General features: G+C 49.2%; 18 protein-coding genes and 1 pseudogene. 11 read left to right on the forward strand and 8 right to left on the reverse strand.

Annotated elements, in window-relative coordinates; all coding sequences use genetic code 11:
* Positions 1-180 precede the first annotated feature (180 nt).
* From HMPREF2560_RS07810 to HMPREF2560_RS07825, 4 genes are all read left to right on the forward strand, one after another.
* Entirely contained in the window at positions 181-1,011 is an 831-nt protein-coding gene (locus tag HMPREF2560_RS07810) for a ferritin-like domain-containing protein (protein WP_070735078.1), read from the forward strand.
* Positions 1,012-1,026: 15 nt separating this feature from the next.
* A complete protein-coding gene (locus HMPREF2560_RS07815; protein ID WP_070735076.1) occupies positions 1,027-1,971 on the forward strand; it encodes a cation diffusion facilitator family transporter in 945 nt (314 codons plus the stop codon).
* A 69-nt stretch (positions 1,972-2,040) separates the two neighbouring features.
* Positions 2,041-2,691 carry an HAD family hydrolase gene (locus HMPREF2560_RS07820; RefSeq protein WP_070735074.1) on the forward strand — a complete coding sequence of 217 codons (651 nt, stop codon included), beginning with the start codon at positions 2,041-2,043 and terminating at the stop codon, positions 2,689-2,691.
* Positions 2,692-2,788: 97 nt separating this feature from the next.
* Positions 2,789-3,982: an amino acid aminotransferase gene (locus HMPREF2560_RS07825; protein ID WP_070735071.1), complete on the forward strand. Its 1,194-nt coding sequence runs from the start codon at positions 2,789-2,791 to the stop codon at positions 3,980-3,982.
* 65 nt (positions 3,983-4,047) lie between these two features.
* On the opposite strand, the gene HMPREF2560_RS07830 is transcribed toward HMPREF2560_RS07825, so the two are convergent.
* Complete coding sequence (locus tag HMPREF2560_RS07830) at positions 4,048-4,461, reverse strand: YqaA family protein (protein WP_070735069.1); 414 nt, start codon at positions 4,459-4,461, stop codon at positions 4,048-4,050.
* 310 nt (positions 4,462-4,771) lie between these two features.
* Between HMPREF2560_RS07830 and HMPREF2560_RS07835 the strand changes: the two are divergent.
* From HMPREF2560_RS07835 to nth, 4 genes and pseudogenes are all read left to right on the forward strand, one after another.
* Positions 4,772-5,959 (forward strand): annotated as a pseudogene (locus tag HMPREF2560_RS07835) (sugar MFS transporter).
* Between the two features lie 99 nt (positions 5,960-6,058).
* Complete coding sequence (locus tag HMPREF2560_RS07840) at positions 6,059-6,682, forward strand: alpha/beta fold hydrolase (protein ID WP_070607616.1); 624 nt, start codon at positions 6,059-6,061, stop codon at positions 6,680-6,682.
* Between the two features lie 180 nt (positions 6,683-6,862).
* A complete protein-coding gene (gene nhaC, locus HMPREF2560_RS07845) occupies positions 6,863-8,242 on the forward strand; it encodes a Na+/H+ antiporter NhaC (protein ID WP_070607613.1) in 1,380 nt (459 codons plus the stop codon).
* Positions 8,243-8,379: 137 nt separating this feature from the next.
* Positions 8,380-9,009: an endonuclease III gene (nth, locus tag HMPREF2560_RS07850; protein WP_049323145.1), complete on the forward strand. Its 630-nt coding sequence runs from the start codon at positions 8,380-8,382 to the stop codon at positions 9,007-9,009.
* Between the two features lie 57 nt (positions 9,010-9,066).
* Here the strand turns inward: nth and putA are convergent, their stop codons facing one another.
* The 4 genes from putA to HMPREF2560_RS07870 form a co-directional block, all read right to left on the reverse strand.
* A complete protein-coding gene (gene putA / locus HMPREF2560_RS07855; RefSeq protein ID WP_070607610.1) occupies positions 9,067-12,672 on the reverse strand; it encodes a bifunctional proline dehydrogenase/L-glutamate gamma-semialdehyde dehydrogenase PutA in 3,606 nt (1,201 codons plus the stop codon).
* A gap of 230 nt (positions 12,673-12,902) precedes the next feature.
* On the reverse strand, positions 12,903-14,429 hold the full coding sequence (gene putP, locus HMPREF2560_RS07860) for a sodium/proline symporter PutP (protein WP_070607607.1): 1,527 nt from the start codon (positions 14,427-14,429) through the stop codon (positions 12,903-12,905).
* A 454-nt stretch (positions 14,430-14,883) separates the two neighbouring features.
* Positions 14,884-15,678, reverse strand: coding sequence for a formate/nitrite transporter family protein (locus tag HMPREF2560_RS07865; RefSeq protein WP_063068917.1), 795 nt, complete (start codon positions 15,676-15,678; stop codon positions 14,884-14,886).
* A gap of 198 nt (positions 15,679-15,876) precedes the next feature.
* Positions 15,877-18,090, reverse strand: a complete 2,214-nt coding sequence (locus HMPREF2560_RS07870) for a RelA/SpoT family protein (protein WP_070607604.1) — start codon at positions 18,088-18,090, stop codon at positions 15,877-15,879.
* Between the two features lie 88 nt (positions 18,091-18,178).
* Here HMPREF2560_RS07870 and HMPREF2560_RS07875 point away from each other — a divergent pair, with 88 nt between their 5' ends.
* Positions 18,179-18,889, forward strand: coding sequence for a GrxB family glutaredoxin (locus HMPREF2560_RS07875; RefSeq protein WP_070607601.1), 711 nt, complete (start codon positions 18,179-18,181; stop codon positions 18,887-18,889).
* A gap of 59 nt (positions 18,890-18,948) precedes the next feature.
* Here the strand turns inward: HMPREF2560_RS07875 and HMPREF2560_RS07880 are convergent, their stop codons facing one another.
* Genes HMPREF2560_RS07880 through HMPREF2560_RS07890 form a run of 3 tightly spaced genes read right to left on the reverse strand, consistent with a single transcriptional unit; the run spans position 18,949 to position 22,435 of the window.
* Entirely contained in the window at positions 18,949-19,467 is a 519-nt protein-coding gene (locus HMPREF2560_RS07880) for a PqiC family protein (RefSeq protein ID WP_070607599.1), read from the reverse strand.
* Complete coding sequence (gene pqiB, locus HMPREF2560_RS07885) at positions 19,467-21,128, reverse strand: intermembrane transport protein PqiB (protein ID WP_070607596.1); 1,662 nt, start codon at positions 21,126-21,128, stop codon at positions 19,467-19,469. Before pqiB ends, HMPREF2560_RS07880 begins: the two co-directional genes overlap by 1 nt.
* Complete coding sequence (locus HMPREF2560_RS07890; RefSeq protein ID WP_083306171.1) at positions 21,125-22,435, reverse strand: paraquat-inducible protein A; 1,311 nt, start codon at positions 22,433-22,435, stop codon at positions 21,125-21,127. The genes pqiB and HMPREF2560_RS07890 overlap by 4 nt, the downstream gene beginning before the upstream one ends.
* 403 nt (positions 22,436-22,838) lie before the next feature.
* Between HMPREF2560_RS07890 and HMPREF2560_RS07895 the strand changes: the two genes are divergently transcribed.
* Both HMPREF2560_RS07895 and HMPREF2560_RS07900 read left to right on the forward strand, forming a co-directional pair.
* Positions 22,839-23,462 (forward strand): biliverdin-producing heme oxygenase, encoded by a 624-nt coding sequence (locus HMPREF2560_RS07895; RefSeq protein WP_049344636.1) that lies wholly within the window; start codon positions 22,839-22,841, stop codon positions 23,460-23,462.
* A 175-nt stretch (positions 23,463-23,637) separates the two neighbouring features.
* Complete coding sequence (locus tag HMPREF2560_RS07900; RefSeq protein WP_070735063.1) at positions 23,638-26,010, forward strand: TonB-dependent hemoglobin/transferrin/lactoferrin family receptor; 2,373 nt, start codon at positions 23,638-23,640, stop codon at positions 26,008-26,010.
* The last annotated feature ends 24 nt before the right edge of the window (positions 26,011-26,034 follow it).

Below are 26,034 nucleotides of genomic sequence, written 5' to 3' on the forward strand. Positions count from 1 at the left end.
TGACTGAAATAATTTCATTTCTTCAGACGGCCTGCATTTGGTTTTGACGTTTTTTTAATGAAGCACACAATGGTTTGGTGTGGTATTTAATGTCATTTTACGGAAAGCTTGAAATTATAGTCTTTCTGTTTGCTTTTTAAAACGGTTATAATATTTATCTTTTTAAAACAATGGTTTTGTATGTATCTGAATCCTTATCCTTTATTGGAACAGGCTTTGCTGTCGGAAAATCCGGATGAAAAGGGAGGGTTGGCGCAGGCCTTGTTTGCGCAGTTGGGCGAGGCGGAAGGTTTGACGGTTGAAGAGTCGAAACCTGTAGATTGCCGTTTTGCCGGACATCCGTTGCGTCCACGTTTGGTTGCGCCTTCGGAGGTTACGCCGCGCAAGATGAATACGGTCGAAGGCTATGCGGCCATGTTGCATGCGATTGCGCACATTGAATTTAATGCGATTAATCTGGCTTTGGATGCGGCGTATCGTTTTCGCAATATGCCGTTTCAGTTTGTACGCGATTGGGTAAGGGTGGCGAAAGAAGAAGTGTTTCACTTCGGCTTGATGCGTGGCCGTCTGAACAGCTTGGGCTACGATTACGGCGATTTTGAAGCGCACGGGCATTTGTGGGATATGGCATATAAAACCGCTTACGATCCTTTATTGCGCATGGCTTTGGTGCCGCGGGTGTTGGAAGCGCGCGGTTTGGATGTCACCCCGGGTATTCGTGCAAAAGTGGCGCAGCGCGGCGATGTGGAAACCTGCGATGTGTTGGATATTATTTATCGCGATGAAGTAGGGCATGTCGCCATTGGCAATCATTGGTATCAGCATCTTTGCCGTGAGCGCGGTTTGGAACCGGTTGCCTTGTTCCGCAGCCTGATTGCGCGTTACGATATGTTTATTTTCCGCGGCTACGTCAATATCGAAGCACGGGAACGTGCTGGATTCAGCCGTTTCGAGCTGGATATGTTGGAAGATTTTGAGAAAAGTTTGAAACAGGATAAAAAGGCCGTCTGAAACGGTAAAATCATCATGGCACATCATCACGATCATTCGCACGCGCACACGCATACTGCCAATAAGCAGGTATTGCGCATTTCATTTTTCGTTATTGCTGGATTTATGCTGGTTGAGGCGGTCGGCGGCTGGCTGACCAACTCTTTGGCCCTGCTTTCCGATGCTGGGCATATGTTCAGCGATGCGTTTTCGCTGGGTGTGGCATTGTGGGCATTCAAACTTGGCGAGAAACAGACCACGCTGCAAAAGACATTTGGGTATAAGCGTTTTGAAATTTTGACGGCGATGTTTAACGGATTGTCGCTGGTGTTGATTGCGGGAATGATTTTTTATGAAGCAGTCAAACGATTGTTTTATCCGCCGGAAATTTTGACGGGCGGCATGTTGGTGGTCAGTATTATCGGATTGTTGGTCAACATCGGTGTCGCCGTTTATATGTTGAAGAATGGCGATACTGAAGAAAACGTCAATATGCGCGGCGCGTACCTGCATGTAATCAGCGATTTATTCGGCTCGATAGGGGCGATTGTCGCAGCAGTGCTGATGATGGCGTATGGCTGGCAATGGGCGGATACGGTTGCCAGCGTGCTGGTAGCGGCTTTGGTGGGGCGCAGCGGCTGGAAGCTGTTTAAACAGACTTTGCACATTTTGATGGAAGGCGCGCCGGAAAACATCCATACCGATGAGTTGCTCAGCGTTATCAGCAATACGGAGGGCGTAAAGTCCGTTCACGACTTGCATGTTTGGACGATTACCAGCAATATCCACGTTTTGTCCTGCCATATTGTTGTCGATGGCAACATGACGGTTGCAGAGTCCGAACAAATTGCCTACCGCATCGAACATGAGTTGGCGCATCACAACATCGGGCATTGTACGATTCAGATTGAAAGCGAACAGCATCCGCATAAAGATGAAGTTTTGTGTTCGCAGGAAATGCACGAACATCATCACCATTAACCATATTCAGGCCGTCTGAAACTTGTTGGATTGTTCAGACGGCCTTCTAAAATCATCAAAGGAACACTTATGACCCAAGCCGTATTGTTTGACCTTGACGGCACGCTTGCCGATACCGCACTTGATTTGGGTGGCGCGCTCAACACGGTATTGCGCCGACACGGTTTGCCAGAGAAAAGCATGGATGAAATCCGTCCGCAGGCCAGTCACGGTGCGAGCGGTTTGCTCAAACTTGGTGCAGGCATTACGCCCGACCATCCGGACTATATGCAATGGCGCAAAGAGTTTTTGGACGAATACAGCCGCTGCTATGCCGACCAAACCATCTTGTTCGACGGCGTAAATGAAATGCTGGAAGCCTTAGTTCAACGCGGTATCCAATGGGGCATTATTACCAACAAGCCCATGCGTTTTACCGATGTCCTCGTGCCTAAGCTCGGGTTTACCGTGCCTCCTGCCGTCATTATCAGCGGCGATACTTGCGATGAACCCAAGCCCAGCGTGAAGCCTATGTTTTATGCGTGCGAACAGATGGGTGTCGAAGCGCAGCGATGCTTTTATGTCGGCGATGCAGAGCGCGATATGCAGGCAGGCAAAAATGCAGGCATGACGACCGTGCTTGCCGATTGGGGCTATATTTCTGCCGAAGACCAAACCGAAAACTGGCTTGCCGATTTTCGTATTGCCACGCCTTTGGATTTGTTGGCAATCTTGCGTTAAAACCCTGTAATAATCCGTTTTCAGACGGCCTGAAACGGCGTAAAATTACATAAATTTGTATTTTTTCAACCGTTTTACACTTGTAAAGAGAAAAATCATGTTCTTCAAGCATATCGAAGCAGCTCCTGCTGATCCGATTTTAGGTTTGGGCGAAGCGTTTAAAGCCGAAACCCGTCCCGAAAAAGTCAATCTCGGCATCGGCGTGTATAAAGACGCATCCGGCGCAACGCCTATTGTCAAAGCCGTCAAAGAGGCTGAAAAACGCCTGCTGGAAAGTGAGATAACTAAAAATTACCTGACCATCGACGGCGTTGCCGATTACAACGAGCAAACCCAAATCCTGTTGTTTGGTAAAGACCACGAAATCATTGCCAGCCGTCGTGCCAAAACAGCGCAAAGCCTTGGCGGTACAGGTGCATTGCGCATTGCGGCCGAATTTGCCAAACGTCAGTTGAACGCGCAAACCATCTGGATTTCCAATCCGACTTGGCCTAACCACAATGCCATCGCCAAAGCGGTCGGTATCCAAGACAAACCTTATCGCTACTATGATGCCGCCAAACATGGTTTGGATTGGGACGGCATGATTGAAGACTTGAGCCAAGCGCAAAAAGGCGACATCGTCCTGCTGCACGGCTGCTGCCACAACCCTACCGGTATCGACCCTACGCCCGAACAATGGGAAACTTTGGCAAAACTTTCTGCCGAAAAAGGCTGGTTGCCACTGTTTGACTTTGCCTACCAAGGCTTCGGCAATGGCTTGGAAGAAGATGCCTACGGCTTGCGCGTGTTCTTGAAACACAATACAGAATTGCTGATTGCCAGTTCTTATTCTAAAAACTTCGGTATGTACAACGAGCGCGTCGGCGCGTTCACTTTGGTGGCCGAAGATGAAGAAACAGCAGCCCGTGCCCACAGCCAAGTCAAAACCATCATCCGTACCTTGTATTCCAACCCGGCTTCACACGGCGCGAACACCATTGCGCTGGTGTTGAAAAATGATGATTTGAAAGCACAATGGATTGCCGAACTCGATGAAATGCGTGGCCGCATCAAAGCCATGCGCCAAAAATTTGTCGAGTTGCTCAAAGCCAAAGGCGCAACCCAAGACTTTGATTTCATTATTGAACAAAACGGTATGTTCTCTTTCAGCGGTCTGACTCCCGAACAAGTCGACCGTTTGAAAAATGAGTTTGCCATTTATGCCGTCCGCTCCGGCCGCATTAATGTTGCAGGCATTACCGATGACAATATCGACTATCTGTGCGAAAGCATTGTGAAAGTCTTGTAATTGTCGAATTAAAGGCAAAGGCCGTCTAAATCATTCAGACGGCCTTTATTTTGGATTGTCAAAACTTATCCGGCAACTGTGTTCATTCCCCAATAAATCATGGCATAGCGCAGCAGTTTGCCTGCAATCAGAATAATGGCGCAATGCAAAGCATTGAGCCTGAGCCAGCCTGCGGCAAGGGGGAGGGCATCGCCGATAATCGGCAACCATGCAAATAATAGCGGCCAAATTCCCCATCTTTGTATACGCGCCAATACTTTTTCAGACGGCCTTTTCTTGGACGGAAACATTCTGCCCATGTAATACGAAACCATACTGCCCAAGCCATTCGCCAAACCGGCACACAAACATGCTCCGAGGGCATGTTGCGGATATTGGTACACAAATGCGGCGTATGCCGCCTCGGATGTACCCGGAAGTAGTGTGGCTGAAGTGAAGGCAGAAGCAATCAGGGCAAGGTAAGCGTAAAGAGGGGGCATGTTTTGAGTTACATCAAGTGATATTGTAAAAAAGAAATAATAGGCTTAATAAGAGGATTATGCCTTTATTTTTTAATCTAATAAAATATAAATCCAATATTATTGAAATTTTTAAAATTAAACGGCTGAAGGATAATGTAGTCGGCTGTTAGAAAATAGTTTTCAAAGTGACGGATTATCAGTATGATACGGGCGGCTGTTAATGGGTGTTAAGTTTAATGAACTGATTTAAGCTCATTTTTCCAGCAAATCTTAACAAAACGAAAGCCAAATCATGTCTGCGCATTCACAATAAAATCATACTCCTGCGCTGGTTGTCCTAACCACACTCTTTTTCATGATGGGTTTCATTACCTGCATGAACGATATTTTGATTCCGCATCTGCAGAAAATTTTCACGCTAACCAATGTTCAGGCGATGCTGGTTCAGTTCTGCTTCTTTACCGCCTATGCCATCATGTCGATTCCGATGGGGCATTTCGTCGGTAAAATCGGCTATAAAAATGGCGTCATCGGCGGCTTCTTGCTGACCGCCGTCGGATGCTTGTTGCTTTATCCTGCCGCAGACAGCCAATCTTACCCGACTTTCTTGGACGCTCTCTTCATTCTTGCTTCAGGTGTAACCCTGTTGTAGGTTGCGGGTAATCCGTATGTGACCTTGTTGGCGAAACCGGGCAAAGAATCTGCAACGCTGACTTTGGTGCAGGCATTCAATTCATTGGGTACGACTATTGCTCCGAAAATCGGTTCACTTCTCATTTTTACAGATGCGGCTCAGAAAGCCAGCAAAGCCGAGCAAATTGCTTCCGTCCAAATCCCTTATTTGGGTTTGGCGGGATTTTTGATCCTCCTCGCCGTCTTTGTGAAAATGATCCGTCTGCCCGATGCACGCAAAATTGCCGTTGAGGAAAGCGAACACAACTACGACGGCAAAAGCAGCGTGTGGCAATACAAACATCTTGTTTTCGGTGTGGTTGGCATTTTCTGCTACGTTGGCGCGGAAGTATCCATCGGCTCTTTCATGGTCAATATTTTGGGCTTCCTGAAAGGATTTGATCATTCCAAAGCCGCAGATATGCTGGTGTTATACTGGGGTGGTGCAATGTTCGGACGCTTCCTCGGTTCGGCAGTTATGACTCGAGTCGCGCCAAACCGCTACCTTGCCTTTAATGCCTCAGTTGCTACTGCTTTGCTCGTCATTGCCATCATGGTTGGTAAAGGTAATGCCGACATCGCCATGTGGGCGTTGATTGCCATCGGTTTTTTCAACTCCATTATGTTCCCGACTATCTTTTCGCTGGCAACCAAAAACCTCGGCAAATTTACCAATTCTACTTCAGGTTTTCTTTGTACCGCCATTGTTGGCGGCGCGTTGATTCCTGTTTTGCAAGGTAAGATCGCCGATGATTACGGTATGATGATTTCTTATGTTGCACCTGCCGTGTGCTACCTCTACATCTTCTTCTTTGCCCTCAAAGGTTATAAAGCCGACGAGTAAGCATGGTTTGAACAGAAGGTCGTCTGAAAACTTGGAAATCAGGTTTTCAGACGGCCTTTTTACTTTGTGGCATAATGATTTGAATGACAGGAGGAAAAAATGGCCAAAATCATTTTGCTGCATGGCTTGCACATGCATTCGTGGGTAATGAAACCGCTGGCGTATTTGCTGGAACAAGAAGGTTTTGAAGTTGCTCTGTTCGATTATTACAGTGTTTTGCATTCGATGAACCGACATGTTGAAGATTTGGCGCGATGGATTGATGAGAACCATGCTGATGAAACGCTGCACTTTGTCGGCCACAGTTTGGGCGGCTTGGTTTTACGCAATTTTGCGGCGGCATATCCGGATAAAGTCAGCGGTCGTATCGTTACCATGGGTACGCCGCACCAAGGCAGCCGTGCCGCGCAACGTGTACTCAATTTGGGTTTGCAAAAGCCGGTATTGGGCGGCTCTTACAAAGGGGCATTGGACGGCAGCATGCCTGAATTGCCCGTAAGTGTTGAGCTGGGCAGTATTGCCGGCAATAAACCGTATGGGCTGGGCCGTGTTTTAGGTTTGCACGGCGCACATGATGGTACGGTCTTGGTCAGCGAAACGCATTGTCCGAATATGCGCGATCATGTTGTTTTGCCAGTCAGCCATAGCGGTATGCTTTTCAACCGCAAAACTGCCGGACAGGTGGTGGCATTTTTGCATGATGGATATTTTAAAAAGCAATAAAATACCATTCATTCTGATTAAAAAATATTTTATTCTAAATAATTCGTTTATTTTAAAGAAAATGGCAAGGATTTGTGAGCGTTGTTTTCGTAAAATAATCAGCAGGCCGTCTGAAACCGGTTTTTCAGACGGCCTGTTATGCTAAAATCTGTTAAATACTTATTAAAAAGGCAAAGAACAATGTTTGCTTTCAAATCCTTACTCAATATGCCGCGTTTCGAGGCCATTGCGGTGGCCTTGGCTTTGGTGGCGGCAATGGGTTATACGATTATTTCGCTTGAATGGCTGCCGCATATGTCGATTGTGACGGCGATCGTGGTCTTGCTTTTGTACGGTTTGATGCGCGGCTTGAAATATCAAGACATGCAAAACGGTATGATCGGCGCGGTCGGGCAGGGCATGGGCGCGATTTATCTGTTTTTCTTTATCGGCCTGATGGTCAGCGCGCTGATGATGAGTGGTGCGATTCCGACGCTGATGTATTACGGTTTCGGATTGATTTCGCCGACTTATTTTTACTTCTCAGCGTTTGCGCTTTGCTCGATCATCGGTATTTCTATCGGCAGTAGTTTGACGACTTGTGCAACTGTCGGCGTGGCATTTATGGGGATGGCGGCTGCGTTTCATGCCGATATGGCGATGACGGCAGGTGCGATTGTGTCGGGTGCATTCTTCGGAGATAAAATGTCGCCGCTTTCCGATACGACCGGTATTTCTGCTTCGATTGTCGGCATTGATTTGTTCGAGCACATCAAAAACATGATGTATACCACTGTGCCTGCGTGGTTGATCAGTGCGGCCTTGATGTTGTGGCTCTTGCCCAATGTTGCCGCGCATGACATGAACAGCGTCGAAGCTTTCCGCGCGCAATTGGAAGCAACCGGTTTGGTCCATGCTTACTCACTGATTCCGTTTGCCTTGCTGGTTGTCCTCGCCCTGATGCGCGTCAATGCCATTGTGGCCATGTTGTTTACCGTTGTGGTGGCGCTGATTGTCACTTACTTCCACAGTACGCCTGATTTGAAACAGCTGGGCGCGTGGTTTTACGGCGGATACAAACTCGAAGGTGAAGCATTTAAAGACATTGCCCGTTTGATTTCTCGTGGCGGTTTGGAAAGCATGTTCTTTACGCAAACCATCGTGATACTCGGCATGAGCTTGGGCGGCCTGTTGTTCAGCATCGGTGTGATTCCGTCTTTGTTGGAGGCTATTCGTGCGTTCCTGACCAATGCCGGACGCGCTACTTTCAGCGTGGCCATGACATCGGTCGGTGTTAACTTCCTGATTGGCGAGCAATATTTAAGTATCCTGCTTTCCGGCGAAACCTTTAAGCCGGTTTATGACAAGCTTGGTCTGCATTCGCGCAACCTTGCCCGTACACTTGAAGATGCAGGTACGGTCATCAACCCGTTGGTGCCTTGGAGTGTCTGCGGTGTATTCATCAGCCATGCCTTGGGTGTGCCTGTTTGGGAATACCTGCCTTATGCCTTCTTCTGCTACTTGAGTTTGGCTCTGACGCTGGTGTTTGGCTGGACAGGGCTGACTTTGAGTAAGAAGTAAATCGCATTTAGAATAGCAATGCTTTTATAAAACAAGGCCGTCTGAAAACAATTTCAGACGGCCTTGTTTTACTTGAAGTAGCCGTATCAACATGATTTCACTATAATTGCTGCGCCAATAAAAAAATAATCCAAACAATGAACAAACAAATCCGCCAAGAAATTTTCGAGCGTTTCCGCGCTGCCAATCCTCATCCGACTACCGAGTTGAATTTTAGCTCGCCGTTTGAGCTGCTTATCGCCGTTTTATTGTCTGCACAAGCGACTGATGTCGGCGTGAACAAAGCGACTGCCAAACTCTTTCCCGTTGCCAATACGCCGCAAGCCATGTTGGATTTGGGGCTGGACGGCGTGATGGAATACACCAAAACCATAGGCCTCTATAAAACCAAATCCAAACACATCATGCAGACTTGCCGTATTTTGCTGGAGAAATACAACGGCGAAGTACCTGCCGACCGCGAGGCTTTGGAATCTTTGCCCGGTGTTGGCCGTAAAACAGCCAATGTGGTGTTGAATACTGCATTCGGGCAACCTGTTATGGCGGTCGATACCCATATTTTCCGTGTGGCCAACCGCACCAAAATCGCGCCTGGTAAGGATGTGCGCGAAGTTGAAGACAAGCTGATGCGCTTTATTCCCAAAGAATTTTTGATGGATGCCCATCATTGGTTGATTTTGCACGGCCGCTATACATGTAAGGCTTTGAAACCGCAATGTAGCAAATGTTTGATTAACGATTTGTGCGAATATCCGGCAAAAATGTAAATAAAAATAGATAAAAAAGGCCGTCTGAATTTCAGACGGCCTTTGATTTGGCTGTGATTAGTCGGCAACTGCCATCAGGCTGGCGTTACCGCCGGCAGCGGTAGTATTGATACTGCAAGAAATTTCTTCAAATACTTGCAGGATGTCCAGACCTTGTTCGGAAGGCAGAATGCGGATGAGCGCACCGTCGCGGCCGGCCAACTCTTGTTTGCGCTCGCTGCTCAAAGGCTCGATGGCGGCAACATGGCTGATGCCCGCATTTTCAGGTTTGCTGTTGACTTGCAACAAACCGTCCAAATCGGCTGAGTACGAAGCCAACGGGCTGTTAGGCTCAACAACGGTTTGGATGCCTGCGGCTGCCAGCTCGGTCAGGGCAGAGAAGGCTTGCAGCAGATTGCCGCCATGTACCCAAACACGTTCTGGAGAGCGCCAGCTCAATGAGTTGCGTTCGCCGGTCGGGCCGACCAATACGGTTTCGGCTTTGCGCAGGGTACGGACGCGTGCGTGACCCAAAGCTGCGGCTGCGGCTTTTTTCTCTTCTGCGTTAAACGGCAGTTTGTGAACCAGGGTTTCCAAACGTTTGAGCGCGTCTTCGTCTGCTTGGCCGATTCGGCTGAGGGTTGGGGCAACCCATTCAGGAGTACGAACCAGGCGTTGCAGATAGAATGAACCGCCTGCTTTTGGACCGGTGCCGGACAAGCCGTGACCGCCGAAAGGTTGTACGCCGACAACAGCACCAACGATGTTGCGGTTAACGTAGATGTTACCAGCTTCGATGCGGTCGCGGATATGGTCAACAGTGCCTTCGATACGGCTGTGTACACCGCTGGTCAGAGCATAGCCTTTGGCGTTGATTTGGTCAATGAGTTGATCCAATTCGCTGGCGCGGTAGCGGACAACGTGCAGTACAGGACCGAACACTTCGCGTTGCAACTCGTTCAGGTTGTTCAATTCAAACAGAATTGGACGAACGAAGGTAGAGTTGTTGTCATCAACGTCGGCGGCAGTTTTGATTTCGTGGTAAGCCTTTGCTACGCCTTTCATTTTGTTGATGTGGGCCAACAGGTTTTGTTGGGCTTCAGCATCGATGACAGGGCCGATGTCTGTGGTCAGTTGGGTCGGTTTGCCGACAACCAGCTCGTCCATTGCACCTTTGATGATGTTGACCATTTTATCGGCAACATCTTCTTGAACGCACAAGATACGCAGAGCGGAACAACGTTGGCCCGCGCTGTCGAAGGCAGAGTTCAATACGTCGAGGCAGACTTGTTCCGGCAGGGCGGTAGAGTCCACGATCATTGCGTTTTGACCGCCGGTCTCGGCAATCAGGACAGGGCTGTCGTCGCGTTTGGACAGGGCTTTGTTGATCAGGCGCGCTACTTCGGTAGAACCGGTAAAGATCACGCCGCCAATGCGGGTATCGCCGGTCAGGGCAGAGCCGACATCGCCTGCGCCGAGTACGAGTTGCAACGCAGAAGTCGGAATACCGGCTTGATGCATCAAGGAAACGGCGTAAGTAGCAATCAGGCTGGTTTGTTCGGCAGGTTTGGCGATAACGGTGTTACCGGCTGCCAATGCAGAAACCACTTCACCGGTAAAGATGGCCAATGGGAAGTTCCATGGGCTGATGGCAACGATTGCGCCGACAGCTTTGGCATCTTTAGGCAGGGTGTTTTCAGCTTCGTTGGCATAGTAGCGGCAGAAGTCAACGGCTTCGCGTACTTCGGCAACGGCGTTGTTCAGGGTTTTACCGGCTTCGCGGACGGCCAGCATCATCAATGCAGGCGTGTGTTGTTCCAACAAATCGGCAAAACGGCGCAGGCAGTCGGCGCGTTCTGAAGCAGGTTTGGCGCTCCACTCCGGCAGGGCGGCAACGGCTGCACCAATAGCCTCTTGAGCCAATGCCGCATCGGCAAAGCTGACAGTGCCGACAACATCGTTGTGGTCTGCAGGGTTGCGGACGGGTTGCGCTTCGCCCACGTTACGCGCTTCGCCATTGACGATAGACGCGGCGTGGAAGTCTTCGGAAGAAGCTTGGTTGAGTTTTTCTTGCAGATTTTGCAATACGTTTTCGTTGCTGAAATCGACGCCTTGGGAGTTCAGACGGTCTTTGCCATACAAATCGCGCGGCAGAGGCAATGCCGGATGCAGGTGGATGCCTTGTTCAGCAATGGTGTCGAACGGGCTCTTAATTAGGCGGTCGATGCTAATGTTTTCGTCAACGATTTGGTTCACGAAAGAAGAGTTCGCACCGTTTTCCAACAGACGGCGTACCAAGTAGGCAAGCAGGGTTTCGTGTGTGCCGACCGGGGCATACACGCGTACGCGACGGCCTAAGTTTTGCGGGCCAACCACTTGGTCGTACAGGGTTTCGCCCATGCCGTGCAGACATTGGTGTTCGAAGTCTTTGCCTTTACCCATTTGGTAGATTGCGCCCAAAGTGTAAGCATTGTGGGTAGCAAATTGTGGGAACACGGCATCTTGCGCATCCAAGAGTTTGCGTGCGCAGGCGAGGTAGGAGATGTCGGTGTGGACTTTACGGGTGTAAGTCGGATAGCCTTCCATGCCGTCTACTTGAGCCCATTTCACTTCGCTGTCCCAGTATGCGCCTTTAACCAAACGGATCATCAGTTTTTGGTTGTTGCGGCGAGCCAGGTCAATCAGATAGTCGATAACGAACGGGCAACGTTTTTGGTAGGCCTGAACAACGAAACCGATACCTTTGTAGCCGGCCAAGTCAGGGTCGGAAACCAAAGCTTCCATCAAGTCCAAAGACAATTCGAGGCGGTTTGCTTCTTCGGCGTCGATATTGATACCGATATCGTATTTTTTACCCAAAAGGAACAATTCTTTCAGGCGTGGCAACAGTTCGCTCATAACGCGTTCGTGTTGGGCGCGTGAGTAGCGTGGGTGGATGGCGGAAAGTTTAACGGAGATACCGTTGCCTTCGTAAACGCCTTGGCCTGCGGCATCTTTACCGATGGCGTGAATGGCTTGAACGTAGTCGTTGTAGTAGCGGTTGGCATCTTCTTCGGTGTATGCGGCTTCACCCAACATATCGAAAGAGAAGCGGTAACCCATTTTCTCGCGCTCTTTACCGTTTTGCAGCGCTTCTTCAATGGTTTGGCCGGTTACGAACTGTTTGCCCAGCAGGCGCATTGCGTAGTTCACACCTTGACGGATCAGGGGTGCGCCGCCTTTGCTGATCAGACGGCTCAATGCGGAACTCATCTGTTTGTCGTTTGTCGCGGTCAGTTTGCCGGTAATCAACAGACCCCATGCAGCCGCGTTAACGAAGAGGGAAGGGCTGTTGTTCAAGTGGCTTTTCCAGTTGCCTTCGGAGATTTTGTCGGCAATCAGGCGGTCGCGGGTTGCATTGTCCGGAATACGCAGCAGGGCTTCGGCCAGACACATCAGTGCAACACCTTCTTCACTGGAGAGAGAGAATTCGTGCATCAAGGCATCTACGCCGCTTGCTTTGGTGCGGCTGGAGCGGACTTGAGTAACCAAACGACGGGCAAGCTCGGAAGCGGCGTTGCGCTCTTCGTCGGTCATCTGTGCACGTTGCAACATATCCTGTACGGCTTCGATTTCATCGCGGCGGTAGGCATCAGTTACAGCTTGACGCAGAGGAGTTTGTGTTGGAAAAGCGAAGTTAAACATTATTTATGTTCTCCAAAGGTTTTTTCATGATTTCAGACGGCCTGAATTAAGACTGCTAAAACAGGCATTCTGAAGGATAGTAATATCGTAATAAAATTATGATGCGGATACAAGATGCATCCGCATAAATTGCTGTTTTTTCTGATAAGGCTCAGATTATTTTGAAACAGTTTATTTCATAACACAGACAGACGGCCTGCACTGAATCATGCAGGCCGTCTGAAAACGTCTTATTTAGAGGCGCGGTATTCTGCGTCTGCTTTTTCGAAACGTTCTTGCAATTCGCGTGACGGTTGTTTGTCCATCAGAGATACCAAAACAATCACGAGGGTACAAGCGATAAAGCCTGGAACGATTTCATAAACGGTAGAGAAGCCTGTTTCTTGTGCGGCCAAAGCAGGTTTTTTAATCCACTCAGCCCAAACAACCACAGTCAGCGCACCAGCAATCATGCCGGAGAGTGCGCCGTAGGCAGTAATGCGTTTCCACAAAACAGACAGGATCACAACCGGACCGAATGCGGCACCAAAGCCTGCCCATGCGTAAGCTACCAAGCCCAATACTTTGCTTTCAGGGTCAGAAGCAATCAGGATGGAAATCACGGCGATAGCCAATACCATTACGCGGCCAATCCATACCAATTCAGCTTGTTGGGCGTTTTTACGCAGGAAGCCTTTATAGAAGTCTTCGGTAATCGCGCTGGAGCAAACCAACAATTGGCAAGACAGGGTGGACATTACGGCGGCGAGGATCGCGCTTAAGATGATACCGGCAATCCAAGGGTTGAAGAGCAGGGTGGCCAAAGCGATGAAGATACGTTCGTGGTTGCCGTTCATTTCATCAACGTGGGCAGGGTTTGCGCCGAAGTAAGCGATACCGAAGTAGCCGACAGCCACGGCACCGGCCATACACAGAATCATCCAGGTCATACCGATACGGCGTGCAGAAACCAGAGATTTAGCGCTTTCAGCAGCCATGAAACGGGCCAAGATGTGTGGTTGGCCGAAATAGCCCAAGCCCCAAGCGGCGGTAGAGATAATGCCGATGAAAGTAGTACCGGCAAACAGGCTGCCGTATTCTTTACCGGTAGAAGCGGCAACTTGTTGGATGGCAGCGTTCATTTGATCAGCACCGCCCAAACCCAAGTACACCATGACAGGAGTCAGTACCAATGCAAAAATCATCAAAGAAGCTTGCAGGGTATCGGTCCAGCTTACTGCCAAGAAACCGCCCAAGAAAGTATAGGCGATGGTTGCGCCGGCACCCAGCCACATGGCTTGAGTGTAAGACATACCGTGGAATAGGCTTTGGAACAGGGTAGCACCGGCTACGATGCCTGAAGCACAGTAAATAGTGAAGAAGAACAAGATAATCAGTGCAGAAACCACTTTCATCAAGTGACCGCCGGCACCGAAGCGGTGAAAGAAGTAATCAGGAAGCGTCAGCGCGTTGTTGGCGTATTCGGTATGTACGCGCAGACGGCCTGCAACCAACAGCCAGTTGAGGTATGCGCCCACAATCAGACCAATGGCGATCCAAGCTTCATTCAAACCGCTCAGGTAAATGGCACCTGGCAAGCCCATCAAAAGCCAGCCTGACATATCGGAAGCACCGGCAGACATCGCGGTCACGAACGGACCTAAGCTGCGGCCGCCGAGAATGTAGTCGTCGAAGTTTCGTGTTGAAAAATAGGCGGCGAGGCCGATCAGTAATACGGCGACCAAATAGATCGCGAAAGTGATATACATGGGATTCATGTACTTATTCCTCATCTAACTTATAAATACGGGTTTTGAAATTGCAAGCAATTCATACCCAAACTTTTTTCTAATAAAAATACAGCTTAAAAATCCTGTTTTTTGCGAGAGAGACAGGATAAATTATTTTCAAATACAATAAAATACGAAATTTTAATGCATTAAATTGTAAATAATTTAAACCAGCATACCGTAAAAAGTCGCTTTTGCAAAGCGAAGAACTCAGCCTTTATTCGAAATTGATGCCGCCTTTTAGCTAAGTCATTTAAAAACATAAAAATATATAAATTTTTACCGATGATGACGAAGGAAAGTGTGTGAAACTATCTTTCCTGATGTTTTTTGAGGATTAAAGAGAAAAAGTAATTAAACGACTTGGACTTTCAGACGGCCTTGTGCAGAAACCCCGTATCTGTGTCGGGTAGATACGGGGTTTTTAGAAAAAAAGACTACATTAAATAGAAAAATCGTCTTTTAGTAAGTGTTTGTAAGCAAAGAGATAAGAGGCTGCGACAAAGGATGACCCGCCCAGGACGTTGCCTAAGAAAACGGGAATCATGTTGTAGAAAAATTGACCCCAGCTGACGTTTGCGCCCGCCCAAATGCCGGCCGGAATGATGAACATATTGGCAACAAAATGTTGAAAGCCGATTAACACGAAGATCATGACCGGAAACCAAGTTGCCAAAATGCGGCCTGAAGTATGGCGTGAACCGAAATAGAACCAAATACCCATGCACACCATCCAGTTACATGCGATAGCGGAGACGAATGCACGGCCAAAGTCCATATTAACTTTGGCTTCTGCGATGGCAATGGTTTTAGCCGTAGCCGCTCCCTCTGCCAGGCCGACATAGTGGCCGAGGAAATAGGCCATGGCAACGGCGCCTGCCAGATTGCCCAAGCTGACAATGAGCCAGTTGCGTACCAGTTTGTGAGTGCTGACGCGGCCGGTCAATCTGCCCAAAGCCATAATCATCATATTGCCTGTTGCCAACTCTCCACCGCCGATTAAGATACAAATCAGCGCAATCGGGAACACGGATGCGCCCAAAAGGGCGGCCAGGCCGTTCCATTCGGCAGGAATGCCACTGATGACGCGCAGGCAGGCAAGATAGCCGAAGCCGACATAGCCACCACCTAAAAAACTCAAAATCACCAACATTTTGATGCTGAATTCAGATTTGGCGCAACTTTTGCCGATGGCGTCCTGCAAAATTTCATGAGGGAACAGGTCTCGTGTATCCATGAAGTTTCCTTAAGGTTAATATAAGAATAAAAATATCTTTCTTTATCATACGGATGGCGAGTTTGCCTGAGAATATGGCGGATAGGAAATAACGGCTGATTGTAAGGATAGAAACGTAGGTTATATATTGGCAGCCGATGTGTGAAAGGCCGTCTGAAAGCAATACTTTCAGACGGCCTTTAGATGGGGGAATGGGAATTACAAGCGCGTTACGCTTAAAACGCCTTTGATGTCGCCCAAGCTGGCTAATACGCGCGGCAGGTCGTTGACTTGGCGGACTTCAAGGGTAAAGCGCATACTGGCTTCCAAATCGCGCGATTGGGTTTGCACCGCGGTAACGTTGAGTTTATGACGCGCCAGCGCATCCGAAACGTCGCGCAGCAAACCGGAGCGGTCTTGGGCGCGGATTTCAACATCGACGGCAAATACTTGTCCTTCTTGCAAGGCTGCCCAGCTTGCATTTAACACTTTTTCCGGAGCCTGCTCGGCAAGGTGGCGGAAAGAAGGGCAGGTATTGCGGTGGACGGAAATACCGCGGTCGCGCGTAACAAAGCCCACAATATCGTCAGGAGGTGCCGGTTTGCAGCATTTGGCAAGCGTGGTCATCAGGCCGTCTTCGCCGTCAATCAAAATGCCGTTTTTGCCGCCTTTTTTGATTTTGGACTGCTTGACGATATTGGTTTCATCAATCGGTACAGGAGGCGGTTCATTCAGCGCGCCGCAGGCTTTGTGGATGGCGCGGTTGGAAACGTCGCCCTGACCGATGGCCGTATAGAGTTCGTCGGTTTTTTTGAAGCCGAGTTTTTCTGCCAATGCTTGCAGATTGGGTTTGGGGAAGATTTTTGACAACTGCTTGTCCAATTGGGCGCGGCCTTCTTCACGCACGGTATCCGCATTTTGCTGGCGGATGTAGGCACGGATTTTACTGATGGCGCGGTTGGATTTGACCCAGCCTTCGTAGAGCCAGTTGACGGAAGGATTTCCCTCTTTAGCGGTAATGATTTCAACGCGTTGTCCGTTTTCCAACGGCGTAGACAGCGGTACGATTTGTCCTTCGACTTTTGCGCCGCGACAACGGTCGCCCACGCTGCTGTGCAGGGCATAGGCAAAGTCGATGGGGGTAGCGCCCGTAGGCAGGGAGAGGACTTTGCCGTGCGGGGTCAAAACATAAATCGTGTCGTTGAACAGCTCGGTTTTAAAGGCGGCGGCAAGGTCTTCTTTGCCGCTTTCGGCCATGTTTTCGCGCCAGTCCAAGAGTTGGCGCAACCAAGCGATTTTCTGTTCATAGGCGGAATCACCCTTGCCACCTTCTTTATAACGCCAGTGGGCGGCAACACCGAATTCGTTGAATTGGTGCATGTCGAAGGTGCGGATTTGGACTTCTACACCTTTGTCTTCCGGGCCAACGATAACGGTGTGCAAACTTTTATAGCCGTTGCCTTTCGGGTTAGCGATATAGTCGTCGAACTCGCCCGGAATCGGCTGCCAGAGGCTGTGGACAATGCCCAACGTGGTGTAACACTCGGGAATGGTGTCCACCAAAATCCGTACGGCGCGGATGTCGAACAAGCCGTCGAAAGTGAGCTTTTTCTTCACCATTTTTTTGTAAATGGAGTAGATATGCTTCGGTCTTCCGGCAACTTCAAAATGAATATTGTATTTTTTCAGTTCCGTACGCAGGATATTGAGGAAGTTTTCGATATATTCGAGGCGCTCGGTGCGTTTTTCGTCCAAAAGCAGGGCGATTTCGCGGTATTTTTCCGGCTCTTGATGACGGAAGCCCAAATCTTCGAGCTGCCATTTGAGTTGCCACACGCCCAAGCGGTTGGCGAGCGGGGCAAAAATGTCGAGGGTTTCTTTGGCAACGGCGCGTTTTTCAGGATTGTCGGGAATGTTGCTTAAGAATTGGAGGGTGCGCGTACGCATGGCCAGTTTGATCAGGACGACGCGGATGTCGGTAACCATCGCCAACAGCATTTTGCGCATGGTTTCGGCTTGTTGGGCGCGCTCTTCCGGCGTGGCGAGGCTGTCCACGCGGGCGAATTGGGTCAGTTTCTGCACTTCGTCCACACCTTTGACCAGCTCACAAACGGTGCTGTTGCAGCGTTCGGTAACCAATTCGCGCCAAGTGGGAACGTATTTGCCGATGTCGGACAAAATCGTAGCGGCCACGGCATCGGGCAAGAGGTCGAGTTCGCTGACGATTTGCATCGAGCCGAGGAAATGTTCCATCAATGGCTCGCCGTAAGTCGTTAGGGCATCGGCAGGATAATGTTCTTTAGACAGGTCAAAGGCCGTCTGAATCAGGTTTTTATCGGGATCAGGCAGCGCGGCAACATAGCCGTCGAACCATGCGAGGAGGCCTTCCAGCGTTACGCTCGATGTTTGGGGCGTTTGGCGAATAGTGGTCATGGCGTGCGTTTTTTTCTTTCTGATAAAAACGCTGCTATTGTAACAGTTTATTGCCGACAGCCCTAGATTTGTATGCGAATGTGGCACTATGTTTCAGGAAGTCTTGTTTCAGACGGCCTTGGGTGTTATGGTTAACCGTTTTGAAATTTTAAGGAGCATTTCGATGAAACTGTATATTTACGACCATTGCCCGTTTTGCGTCCGTGCGCGGATGATTTTCGGCTTGCGCGATGTAGCGGTGGAAGAAGTTGTCTTGGCGAACGATGATGAAGCTACGCCGATTGGCATGATTGGCTCAAAACAAGTGCCGATTTTGCAAAAAGAAGACGGTTCGTTTATGGGCGAGAGTTTGGATATTGTCCGTTACATTGATCAAGGCCATCTGAAAGGAGAGGTTCGTCCAGAAGTGCAGGCTTGGTTGGACAAAGTGGGCGAATACAATAACAAATTGGTACAGCCGCGTATGGTTAAAATCGGCCTGCCCGAATTTGAGACCGATGAAGCGAAAAAATACTTTATCGACAAAAAAGAGAAAAGTATCGGTAATTTTGAGACTAATCTGAACAAAACGGCGCAATATCTGGAGCGTCTGCATCAAGACTTGGCAGAACTGGAAGCGCTGGTGTGCGAAGGCGAAGGCTTGGGCGGTGAAATCAGTTTGGAAGATATCCTGACGTTCCCTATTTTGCGCAACCTAACCGTTGTACGCGGTATTCAATGGCCGCAAAAATTGATGGATTATTTGTTGGCAATGAGCGAACGTTCCGGCGTGGCTTTATATTTTGACCGCGCGTTGTGATGAATGTTTGAAACATAAAAAAGGCCGTCTGAAAGTTTTTTCAGACGGCCTTTGGGTTTTTAATAGGCAATCGTATCGGCAACCTGTGACAAACCGTTTTCCAACGATTCGAGCATGGCGGTATAGCCGTCACCTTGTTGCGGCGTGATGGCGTTAAACGGTTTGCTGCGTCCGTCCGGCCATTGTGCATAACCGCTGATGGTGGTCTGCCCCTGATAGCTGCCTTGGAAGGCTTCGATATAGACTTTCAGGGTTTGACTGCTTTGGCTGCGTGAAGCAGGCACGAAGGTGCGATGCGGATTGAGGCGGTTAAGCTTGTTGCTGAGGTTTGCCGCCAATGCGTCATCGAGCGGTGCCGCCCAAAGGTGGTTTTTCGCCAGATTCACATGATAGGCATCGGTTTGGTAAACGAGGCCGCCGTTGGCAAGCGGTTCGGCAAGGTTGACTTTGACCGCGATTTCGTTGCCATGGGCAGCAGGTCGGATGTACTGGCTGTCGGGCAGGACGAAATATTGTGTGCTTTGCGCAGTGCCGCAGGCGGCAAGCGTCAGGGCGGCGGCAATCGGGAAGAGGCGCATTATCGGCTTCCTTTCGGGATAGGGTCTTTGCTGCTGCTGTTAAAAATCAGCGCGTTGGGTTTTTCTTTCAAAGTATTAATCACGGGTTGAACGTCTTTTAAGGTTTTGTCCAAACTTTGCAGCGTATTTTGTACGTCGCCGTAGATAGGTGATTGCGGCGATACGCCTTGCAGGGTTTGACGCAACTCTTTCAGGGTTTGGTTCAGCTCGTTAGGGATGTTTTGTGTCTGCGGTTTGCCGACCAGTTTGTCGATGGAGCTTAAAGCGGCATTGGCAGATTTGAGTGTGGACTTGAGCTCGGCAAGCGAACCGTTCAAGCCGGTAACGGTTTTATCCAATGGCAGATTGTTGAACTTGTCTAACAAATCGGCCACTTTTGCCTGTAAATCGTCCAAACCGCCGCCTTGGGTTGCGATAACGGTATCGCCTGCATAAACGGTATGCGGTCGCAGCTTAGGCGATGCGGAAGGCTGATCGTTCAACTCAATCATTTTGCTGCCGGTCAGCAGGTTGTTGCTGGAGATAGTGGCGGTCAGGCCTTTGTTTAAGGCCGTCTGAAATTGTTGTTTCCAATGTTCTTTGCTTTGCTCGTCGGCATTGATTTCCAAACGGGAAGGCTCGATACGGATGCGTACGGGAATCCAACCGTTTTCAAACAAATGCAGGCTGTCGTTGCGGTCGAAATAAGGGACATCGGAAACCACGCCGACATTCAGGCCTTTGTATTCGACAGGCGAACCGGCAGACAGGCCGCGTACGGATTGTTTGAAAAACGCGGTGTAGTACAGCGAGCGGTCGTCAGGCAGGTTGGCGACTTCGCTACGGCTGTCGTAAAGTGTGAAGCTGTCTTCACTTTTGACATTTTTGCTGTCGCTTGTTTTAGGCGAGTCAAAGGAAATTGCGCCGGACAGCAGGGCAGGTAGAGGGGCGGAATTGAGTTTGACACCGCTGCCTGTGGTTTCGATATTAATGCCGCTTTCCAGCCAGAAACGGCTGGCAGAATTAATCAGTTTGTCGTTAGGGCTTTGGATGAAGATGGTGTAATGTACGCTTTGGTCAGACGGGTCGAAATGCGCGCTTTCTACTTGGCCAACCATAAAGTTTTCATATAAAACCGGGCTGCTGACGTTGAGGATACGGTCGTTTTTGCCGATCAAATTCAGGCGCAGGCCGCTTTGACCGATGGCGGCAATCGGCGGAATGTCTTGGACGACAAATACATCTTTGGTTTCTTGGCTTTTACCCGGTGTAAATGCAATATATGAGCCGGAAAGCAAGGTTCCCAAGCCGGTAACGCCGCTTTGGTCGATACGCGGTTTGACCACCCAAAATTGGGTATCGCTGCGGATAAGGTCTTTGGCGTCGGCGCTGAGCTGGGCAGTAACTTCCACGCCTTTTTGGTCATCGCGTAATTTGATGCGGGTAACGTGTCCGACATCGACATTCAACACTTTAATAACGGTGTTGTTGACTTCGATGCCTTCCGCGCTGTCCATCAACAGTGTAACGACAGGGCCGCGGTTGCGGATGTCTTTAACCAAAAGCCAGCCGCCGGCAATCAGCGCAATCAGCGGAATCAGCCACACGATAGATGTGAAGACATTGGTTTTCTTGACACGCGCCGGGGCGTGATAATTGGGTGAAGAATCGTGTTTTTTCATTGTGTTAAGGTCTGGTCAGAATCAAGGCCGTCTGAAAGCTGCTGTTGTTTGTCCCAAATCAGACGGGGATCGAAATAATAGGCCGAAAGCATGGTCAAAATAACGACCAGGCAGAAATAAACCGCCGCACCACCCGGCACGACGCGTGCCATATTGGTGTGGAACGAACTCATCAAAATAATAATCACAAAAATATCAATCATCGACCAGCGGCCGATGGATTCGGTAATCCGATACAAAACCGACATTTTGTCCGCGCTCATCATGGGTTTGAAGTATGCGGAATAAATCAAAACCGCCATCGCAATAATCTTCAAAACCGGCAGCATAATACTGGCACTAAAGATAATCACGGCAATCAATCGGTCGCCGTCGTCCCACATATACACAATGCCGTTGAAAATCGTATTGATCTCCAAAGCCGTCGGATTGGACGAAATCATAATTGGCAGGATGTTGGCAGGGAAATACAGGATAAACGCCGCCATTAAAAACGCCAGCGAAATGCTCAGGCTTTTCGGGCGGCGGCGGTATAAGTCTGCGCCGCATACGCCGCAAGGCTGCTCGTCTTTATTGCGGAAATACAGGCAGCGGCTGCAACAGATTTTGTCTTCAGTGGCCGTCTGAACCGCATGGCCGCCGGTTAAACGGTGAATCTTATAATAAACCCAATGCTGCGGAATCGATACCGAAGTCCGAATCAGCATGACCGACAGCGGAAACATCAGATAAAACGCCGAGCCGAATTCCACTGTAGCAACGGATGAGAGCTTGATATACGCCACCAAAGTGGAAATAAAAAACACATCCACCATAATCCAATGGCGCAGCCGCACTAATACGCGCGTTGCAAAGCGCAGCGCAGGGTAGGCCTTTTCGCGTATCAAAGCCGTATAAACATAAAGGCAGAGCAGCAGAAACAGTAAGGGCGCGCCGAAGGTGAGGATAAACATCACTTCCGCCAGAAAACCGTAATCCAGCGAAATCAAAAGCCGCATCATTTGCGGCAACGACAAAATCGATGTCACGCCGAACAAATCGACGCGGATATACACCATATTGTACGCGAACGCCATCAGAATCAAGGTTGTCAGCGCATAGGCAATCGGCGCGATATACGGATTGTTTTCCACTTCCACGATTTCATGGTTACACACCGGACAATGCGCCTCCTGCCCCTGACGCAGGCGCGGAATATCCATACGGCAGCCGCAATCAGGGCATTCCACCGTATGTGCAGGCAGCGTCGCATCAGGAAGATAAGACTTGTAGCGCCACCAGCGATGGTAGGCAGGAATCCGTTTCATGGTTCGGCAGGGGACAAAGAAGGAGCAAAGAGTGTCGCATTATAAAGGAAAACAGAAGGATAGCTCAAATTTAGGTCGATATTTGATTGAATGGCGGCTGCTTAGTAAGGTTTGGGCAGTCTGAAAAGTTTGAAAAGGTTTAGAAGGTTATTGCTATGAGCCGTTAAATTTTATTAATAGGTCTTAGTTTGGTTTATTGTTATTATATTAAAAATAAGATATATTCTCAATATTTAAAAACACGATGAGCCTTGTAGATCTGTGGAAGGTACGCGGTTAACGAATCTGAAGCAGGTTAAAAATTATCTTCTTTGTTTTTAAAACGATTCTTTTCAAATTAGACGGTATTTTTAACCATAAAGGCCGTCTGAAACCATTAGTCTCTTAATTCAAAGGAAACATCATGAGTGAAACCCAAGAGCTGACTTTCGCCAAACGCTTGAAAGAGCAAACCACGACAACGCACGACAGCGTTGATAACTTGGTTATGTCCGTTCAACCTTTTTCCAGCAAAGAAAACTACATCAAATTCTTGAAACTTCAATCTGTTTTCCATAAGGCTGTCGACCACATCTATAAAGATGCCGAATTGAACAAAGCCATTCCAGAGCTTGAATACATGGCGCGTTACGATGCCGTGACTCAAGACTTGAAAGACTTGGGCGAAGAGCCTTACAAATTTGACAAAGAATTGCCACACGAAACCGGCAATAAAGCCATCGGCTGGCTGTATTGCGCCGAAGGTTCTAATTTAGGAGCGGCATTCTTGTTCAAACACGCTCAAAAACTCGAATACAACGGCGAATTTGGCGCACGCCACCTGGCTCCTCATCCGAACGGCCGCGGCAAACACTGGCGTGCTTTTGTCGAGCATCTGAACGCTTTGAACTTGACTCCGGAAGCTGAGGCGGAAGCCATTCAAGGCGCGCGCGAAGCTTTTGAATTCTATAAAGTGATTCTGCGCGAAACCTTCGGTCTGCCGGAAGGTGCGGAAGCGCCTGAAGGTATGACGCCGCACAGACTCTAAAAAAATAATTAAATCAAACAGACAAGGTCTCGGCGTAGATGTTTGCAGGGGCCTTTAATTACACAACAAAGTTTTGTTTGAACGGGTTGCTGTCTTATTAATCATTAATGATTATCAGAAATTTTTTATGCATTAACTGATGGATGAACAATCCATTACATCTTGAGTTGATAATATGAAACCATTACAAATGCTCCCTATTGCCGCACTGGTCGGCAGTATTTTTGGCAATCCAGTATTAGCAGCAGATGAAGCTGCAACTGAAACCACACCCGTTAAAGCAGAGATAAAAGAAGTCCGCGTTAAAGGTCAGCGCAATGCGCCTGCAGCCGTGGAACGTGTCAACCTTGGCCGTATCCAACAAGAAATGGTACGTGACAACAAAGACTTGGTACGTTATTCCACCGACGTTGGCTTGAGCGACAGTGGCCGCCATCAAAAAGGCTTTGCCGTACGCGGCGTGGAAGGCAACCGTGTCGGCGTCAGCATTGACGGCGTAAACCTGCCTGATTCCGAAGAAAACTCGCTGTATGCCCGTTATGGCAACTTCAACAGCTCGCGTCTGTCTATCGACCCCGAACTCGTGCGCAACATCGAAATCGTGAAGGGCGCAGACTCTTTCAATACCGGTAGCGGTGCATTGGGTGGCGGCGTGAATTACCAAACCCTGCAAGGTCATGATTTGCTGTTGCCTGAGCGTCAGTTCGGCGTGATGATGAAAAACGGTTACAGCAGCCGCAACCGCGAATGGACAAATACACTTGGGTTCGGTTTGAACAACGACCGCGTGGATGCCGCTTTGCTGTATTCGCAACGTCGCGGCCATGAGACTGAAAGCGCGGGCGAGCGTGGTTATCCGGTAGAGGGCGCCGGCAGCGGAGCGAATATCCGTGGTTCTGCGCGCGGTATTCCTGACCCGTCCAAACATAAATACCACAGCTTCTTGGGTAAGATTGCTTACCAAATCAACGACAACCATCGTATCGGCGCATCTCTCAACGGTCAGCAGGGCCACAATTACACGATCGAAGAGTCTTATAACCTGACCGCTTCTTCTTGGCGCGAAGCCGATGACGTAAACAGACGGCGCAATGCCAACCTGTTTTACGAGTGGACGCCCGATTCGAATTGGTTGTCGTTGTTGAAAGCGGACTTCGATTATCAGAAAACCAAAGTAGCGGCGGTTAACAACAAAGGCTCGTTCCCGATGGATTATTCTACCTGGACGCGCAACTACAATCAGAAGGATTTGGACGAAATCTACAACCGCAGCATGGATACAACCTTCAAACGCATTACATTGCGTATGGACAGCCAACCGTTGCAAATGGGCGGCCAACATCGCTTGTCGTTTAAAACTTTCGCCAGCCAGCGTGAGTTTGAAAACTTAAACCGCGACGACTACTACTTCAGCGGCCGTATTTTACGCACGTCCAGCACGATTCAGCATCCAGTGAAAACCAACAACTACGGTTTCTCGCTGTCTGACCAAATCCAATGGAACGATGTGTTCAGCAGCCGCGCAGGTATCCGTTACGACTACACCAAAATGACGCCGCAGCAACTGAATGCCGAGTGTCATGCTTGTGACAAAACACCACCTGCAGCCAACACTTATAAAGGCTGGAGCGGTTTTGTCGGCTTGGCTGCACAGCTGAGTCAGACATGGCGTTTGGGTTACGATGTAACTTCCGGTTTCCGCGTGCCGAATGCGTCTGAAGTGTATTTCACTTACAACCACGGCTCAGGTACCTGGTTGCCTAATCCGAACCTGAAAGCCGAGCGCAGCACCACCCATACCCTTTCTCTGCAAGGCCGCAGCGAAAAAGGTACTTTGGATGCCAACCTGTATCAAAGCAATTACCGCAACTTCTTGTCTGAAGAGCAGAAGCTGACCACCAGTGGCGATGTCGGCTGTACTCAGATGAATTACTACTATGGTATTTGTAGCAATCCTTATTCCGAAAAACTGGAATGGCAGATGCAAAACATCGACAAGGCCCGAATCCGTGGTCTTGAGCTGACAGGCCGTCTGAATTTGGGTCAAGTGGTTTCTTTCGTACCTGAAGGCTGGAAACTGTTCGGCTCGCTGGGCTACGCGAAAAGCAAACTGTCGGGCGACAACAGCCTTCTGTCCACCCAACCGCTGAAAGTGATTGCCGGCATCGACTACGAAAGCCCGAGCGAAAAATGGGGCGTGTTCTCCCGCCTGACCTATCTGGGAGCGAAAAAGGCCAAAGACGCACAATATACCGTTTATGAAGACAACGGTTGGGGTACGCCTTTGCAGAAAAAGGTAAAAGATTACCCATGGCTGAACAAATCGGCTTATGTGTTCGATATGTACGGTTTCTACAAACCGGTGAAAAACCTAACCCTGCGCGCCGGCGTGTATAATGTGTTCAACCGCAAATACACCACTTGGGATTCCCTGCGCGGCCTGTACAGCTACAGCACCACGAACTCTGTGGATAAAGACGGCAAAGGCTTAGACCGCTATCGCGCCCCAGGCCGCAATTACGCTGTATCGCTGGAATGGAAATTCTAAGCAGTTAACGGATAGCTAAAGGCC

Origin of the sequence: Neisseria sp. HMSC078H04, from assembly GCF_001838135.1 — a bacterium.
In the GTDB taxonomy this organism is placed as follows: Bacteria; Pseudomonadota; Gammaproteobacteria; order Burkholderiales; family Neisseriaceae; genus Neisseria.

What these genes read in the sequence shown, in the direction of transcription:
- pqiB (WP_070607596.1), bottom strand. Translation starts at nt 21,128, where the DNA reads ATGAAAAAACACGATTCTTCACCCAATTATCACGCCCCGGCGCGTGTC.
- HMPREF2560_RS07865 (WP_063068917.1), bottom strand. Translation starts at nt 15,678, where the DNA reads ATGGATACACGAGACCTGTTCCCTCATGAAATTTTGCAGGACGCCATC.
- HMPREF2560_RS07900 (WP_070735063.1), top strand. Translation starts at nt 23,638, where the DNA reads ATGAAACCATTACAAATGCTCCCTATTGCCGCACTGGTCGGCAGTATT.
- HMPREF2560_RS07880 (WP_070607599.1), bottom strand. Translation starts at nt 19,467, where the DNA reads ATGCGCCTCTTCCCGATTGCCGCCGCCCTGACGCTTGCCGCCTGCGGC.
- putP (WP_070607607.1), bottom strand. Translation starts at nt 14,429, where the DNA reads ATGAATCCCATGTATATCACTTTCGCGATCTATTTGGTCGCCGTATTA.
- HMPREF2560_RS07825 (WP_070735071.1), top strand. Translation starts at nt 2,789, where the DNA reads ATGTTCTTCAAGCATATCGAAGCAGCTCCTGCTGATCCGATTTTAGGT.
- HMPREF2560_RS07870 (WP_070607604.1), bottom strand. Translation starts at nt 18,090, where the DNA reads ATGACCACTATTCGCCAAACGCCCCAAACATCGAGCGTAACGCTGGAA.
- nth (WP_049323145.1), top strand. Translation starts at nt 8,380, where the DNA reads ATGAACAAACAAATCCGCCAAGAAATTTTCGAGCGTTTCCGCGCTGCC.
- HMPREF2560_RS07875 (WP_070607601.1), top strand. Translation starts at nt 18,179, where the DNA reads ATGTTTCAGGAAGTCTTGTTTCAGACGGCCTTGGGTGTTATGGTTAAC.
- nhaC (WP_070607613.1), top strand. Translation starts at nt 6,863, where the DNA reads ATGTTTGCTTTCAAATCCTTACTCAATATGCCGCGTTTCGAGGCCATT.
- HMPREF2560_RS07810 (WP_070735078.1), top strand. Translation starts at nt 181, where the DNA reads ATGTATCTGAATCCTTATCCTTTATTGGAACAGGCTTTGCTGTCGGAA.
- HMPREF2560_RS07890 (WP_083306171.1), bottom strand. Translation starts at nt 22,435, where the DNA reads ATGAAACGGATTCCTGCCTACCATCGCTGGTGGCGCTACAAGTCTTAT.
- HMPREF2560_RS07840 (WP_070607616.1), top strand. Translation starts at nt 6,059, where the DNA reads ATGGCCAAAATCATTTTGCTGCATGGCTTGCACATGCATTCGTGGGTA.
- putA (WP_070607610.1), bottom strand. Translation starts at nt 12,672, where the DNA reads ATGTTTAACTTCGCTTTTCCAACACAAACTCCTCTGCGTCAAGCTGTA.
- HMPREF2560_RS07830 (WP_070735069.1), bottom strand. Translation starts at nt 4,461, where the DNA reads ATGCCCCCTCTTTACGCTTACCTTGCCCTGATTGCTTCTGCCTTCACT.
- HMPREF2560_RS07815 (WP_070735076.1), top strand. Translation starts at nt 1,027, where the DNA reads ATGGCACATCATCACGATCATTCGCACGCGCACACGCATACTGCCAAT.
- HMPREF2560_RS07895 (WP_049344636.1), top strand. Translation starts at nt 22,839, where the DNA reads ATGAGTGAAACCCAAGAGCTGACTTTCGCCAAACGCTTGAAAGAGCAA.
- HMPREF2560_RS07820 (WP_070735074.1), top strand. Translation starts at nt 2,041, where the DNA reads ATGACCCAAGCCGTATTGTTTGACCTTGACGGCACGCTTGCCGATACC.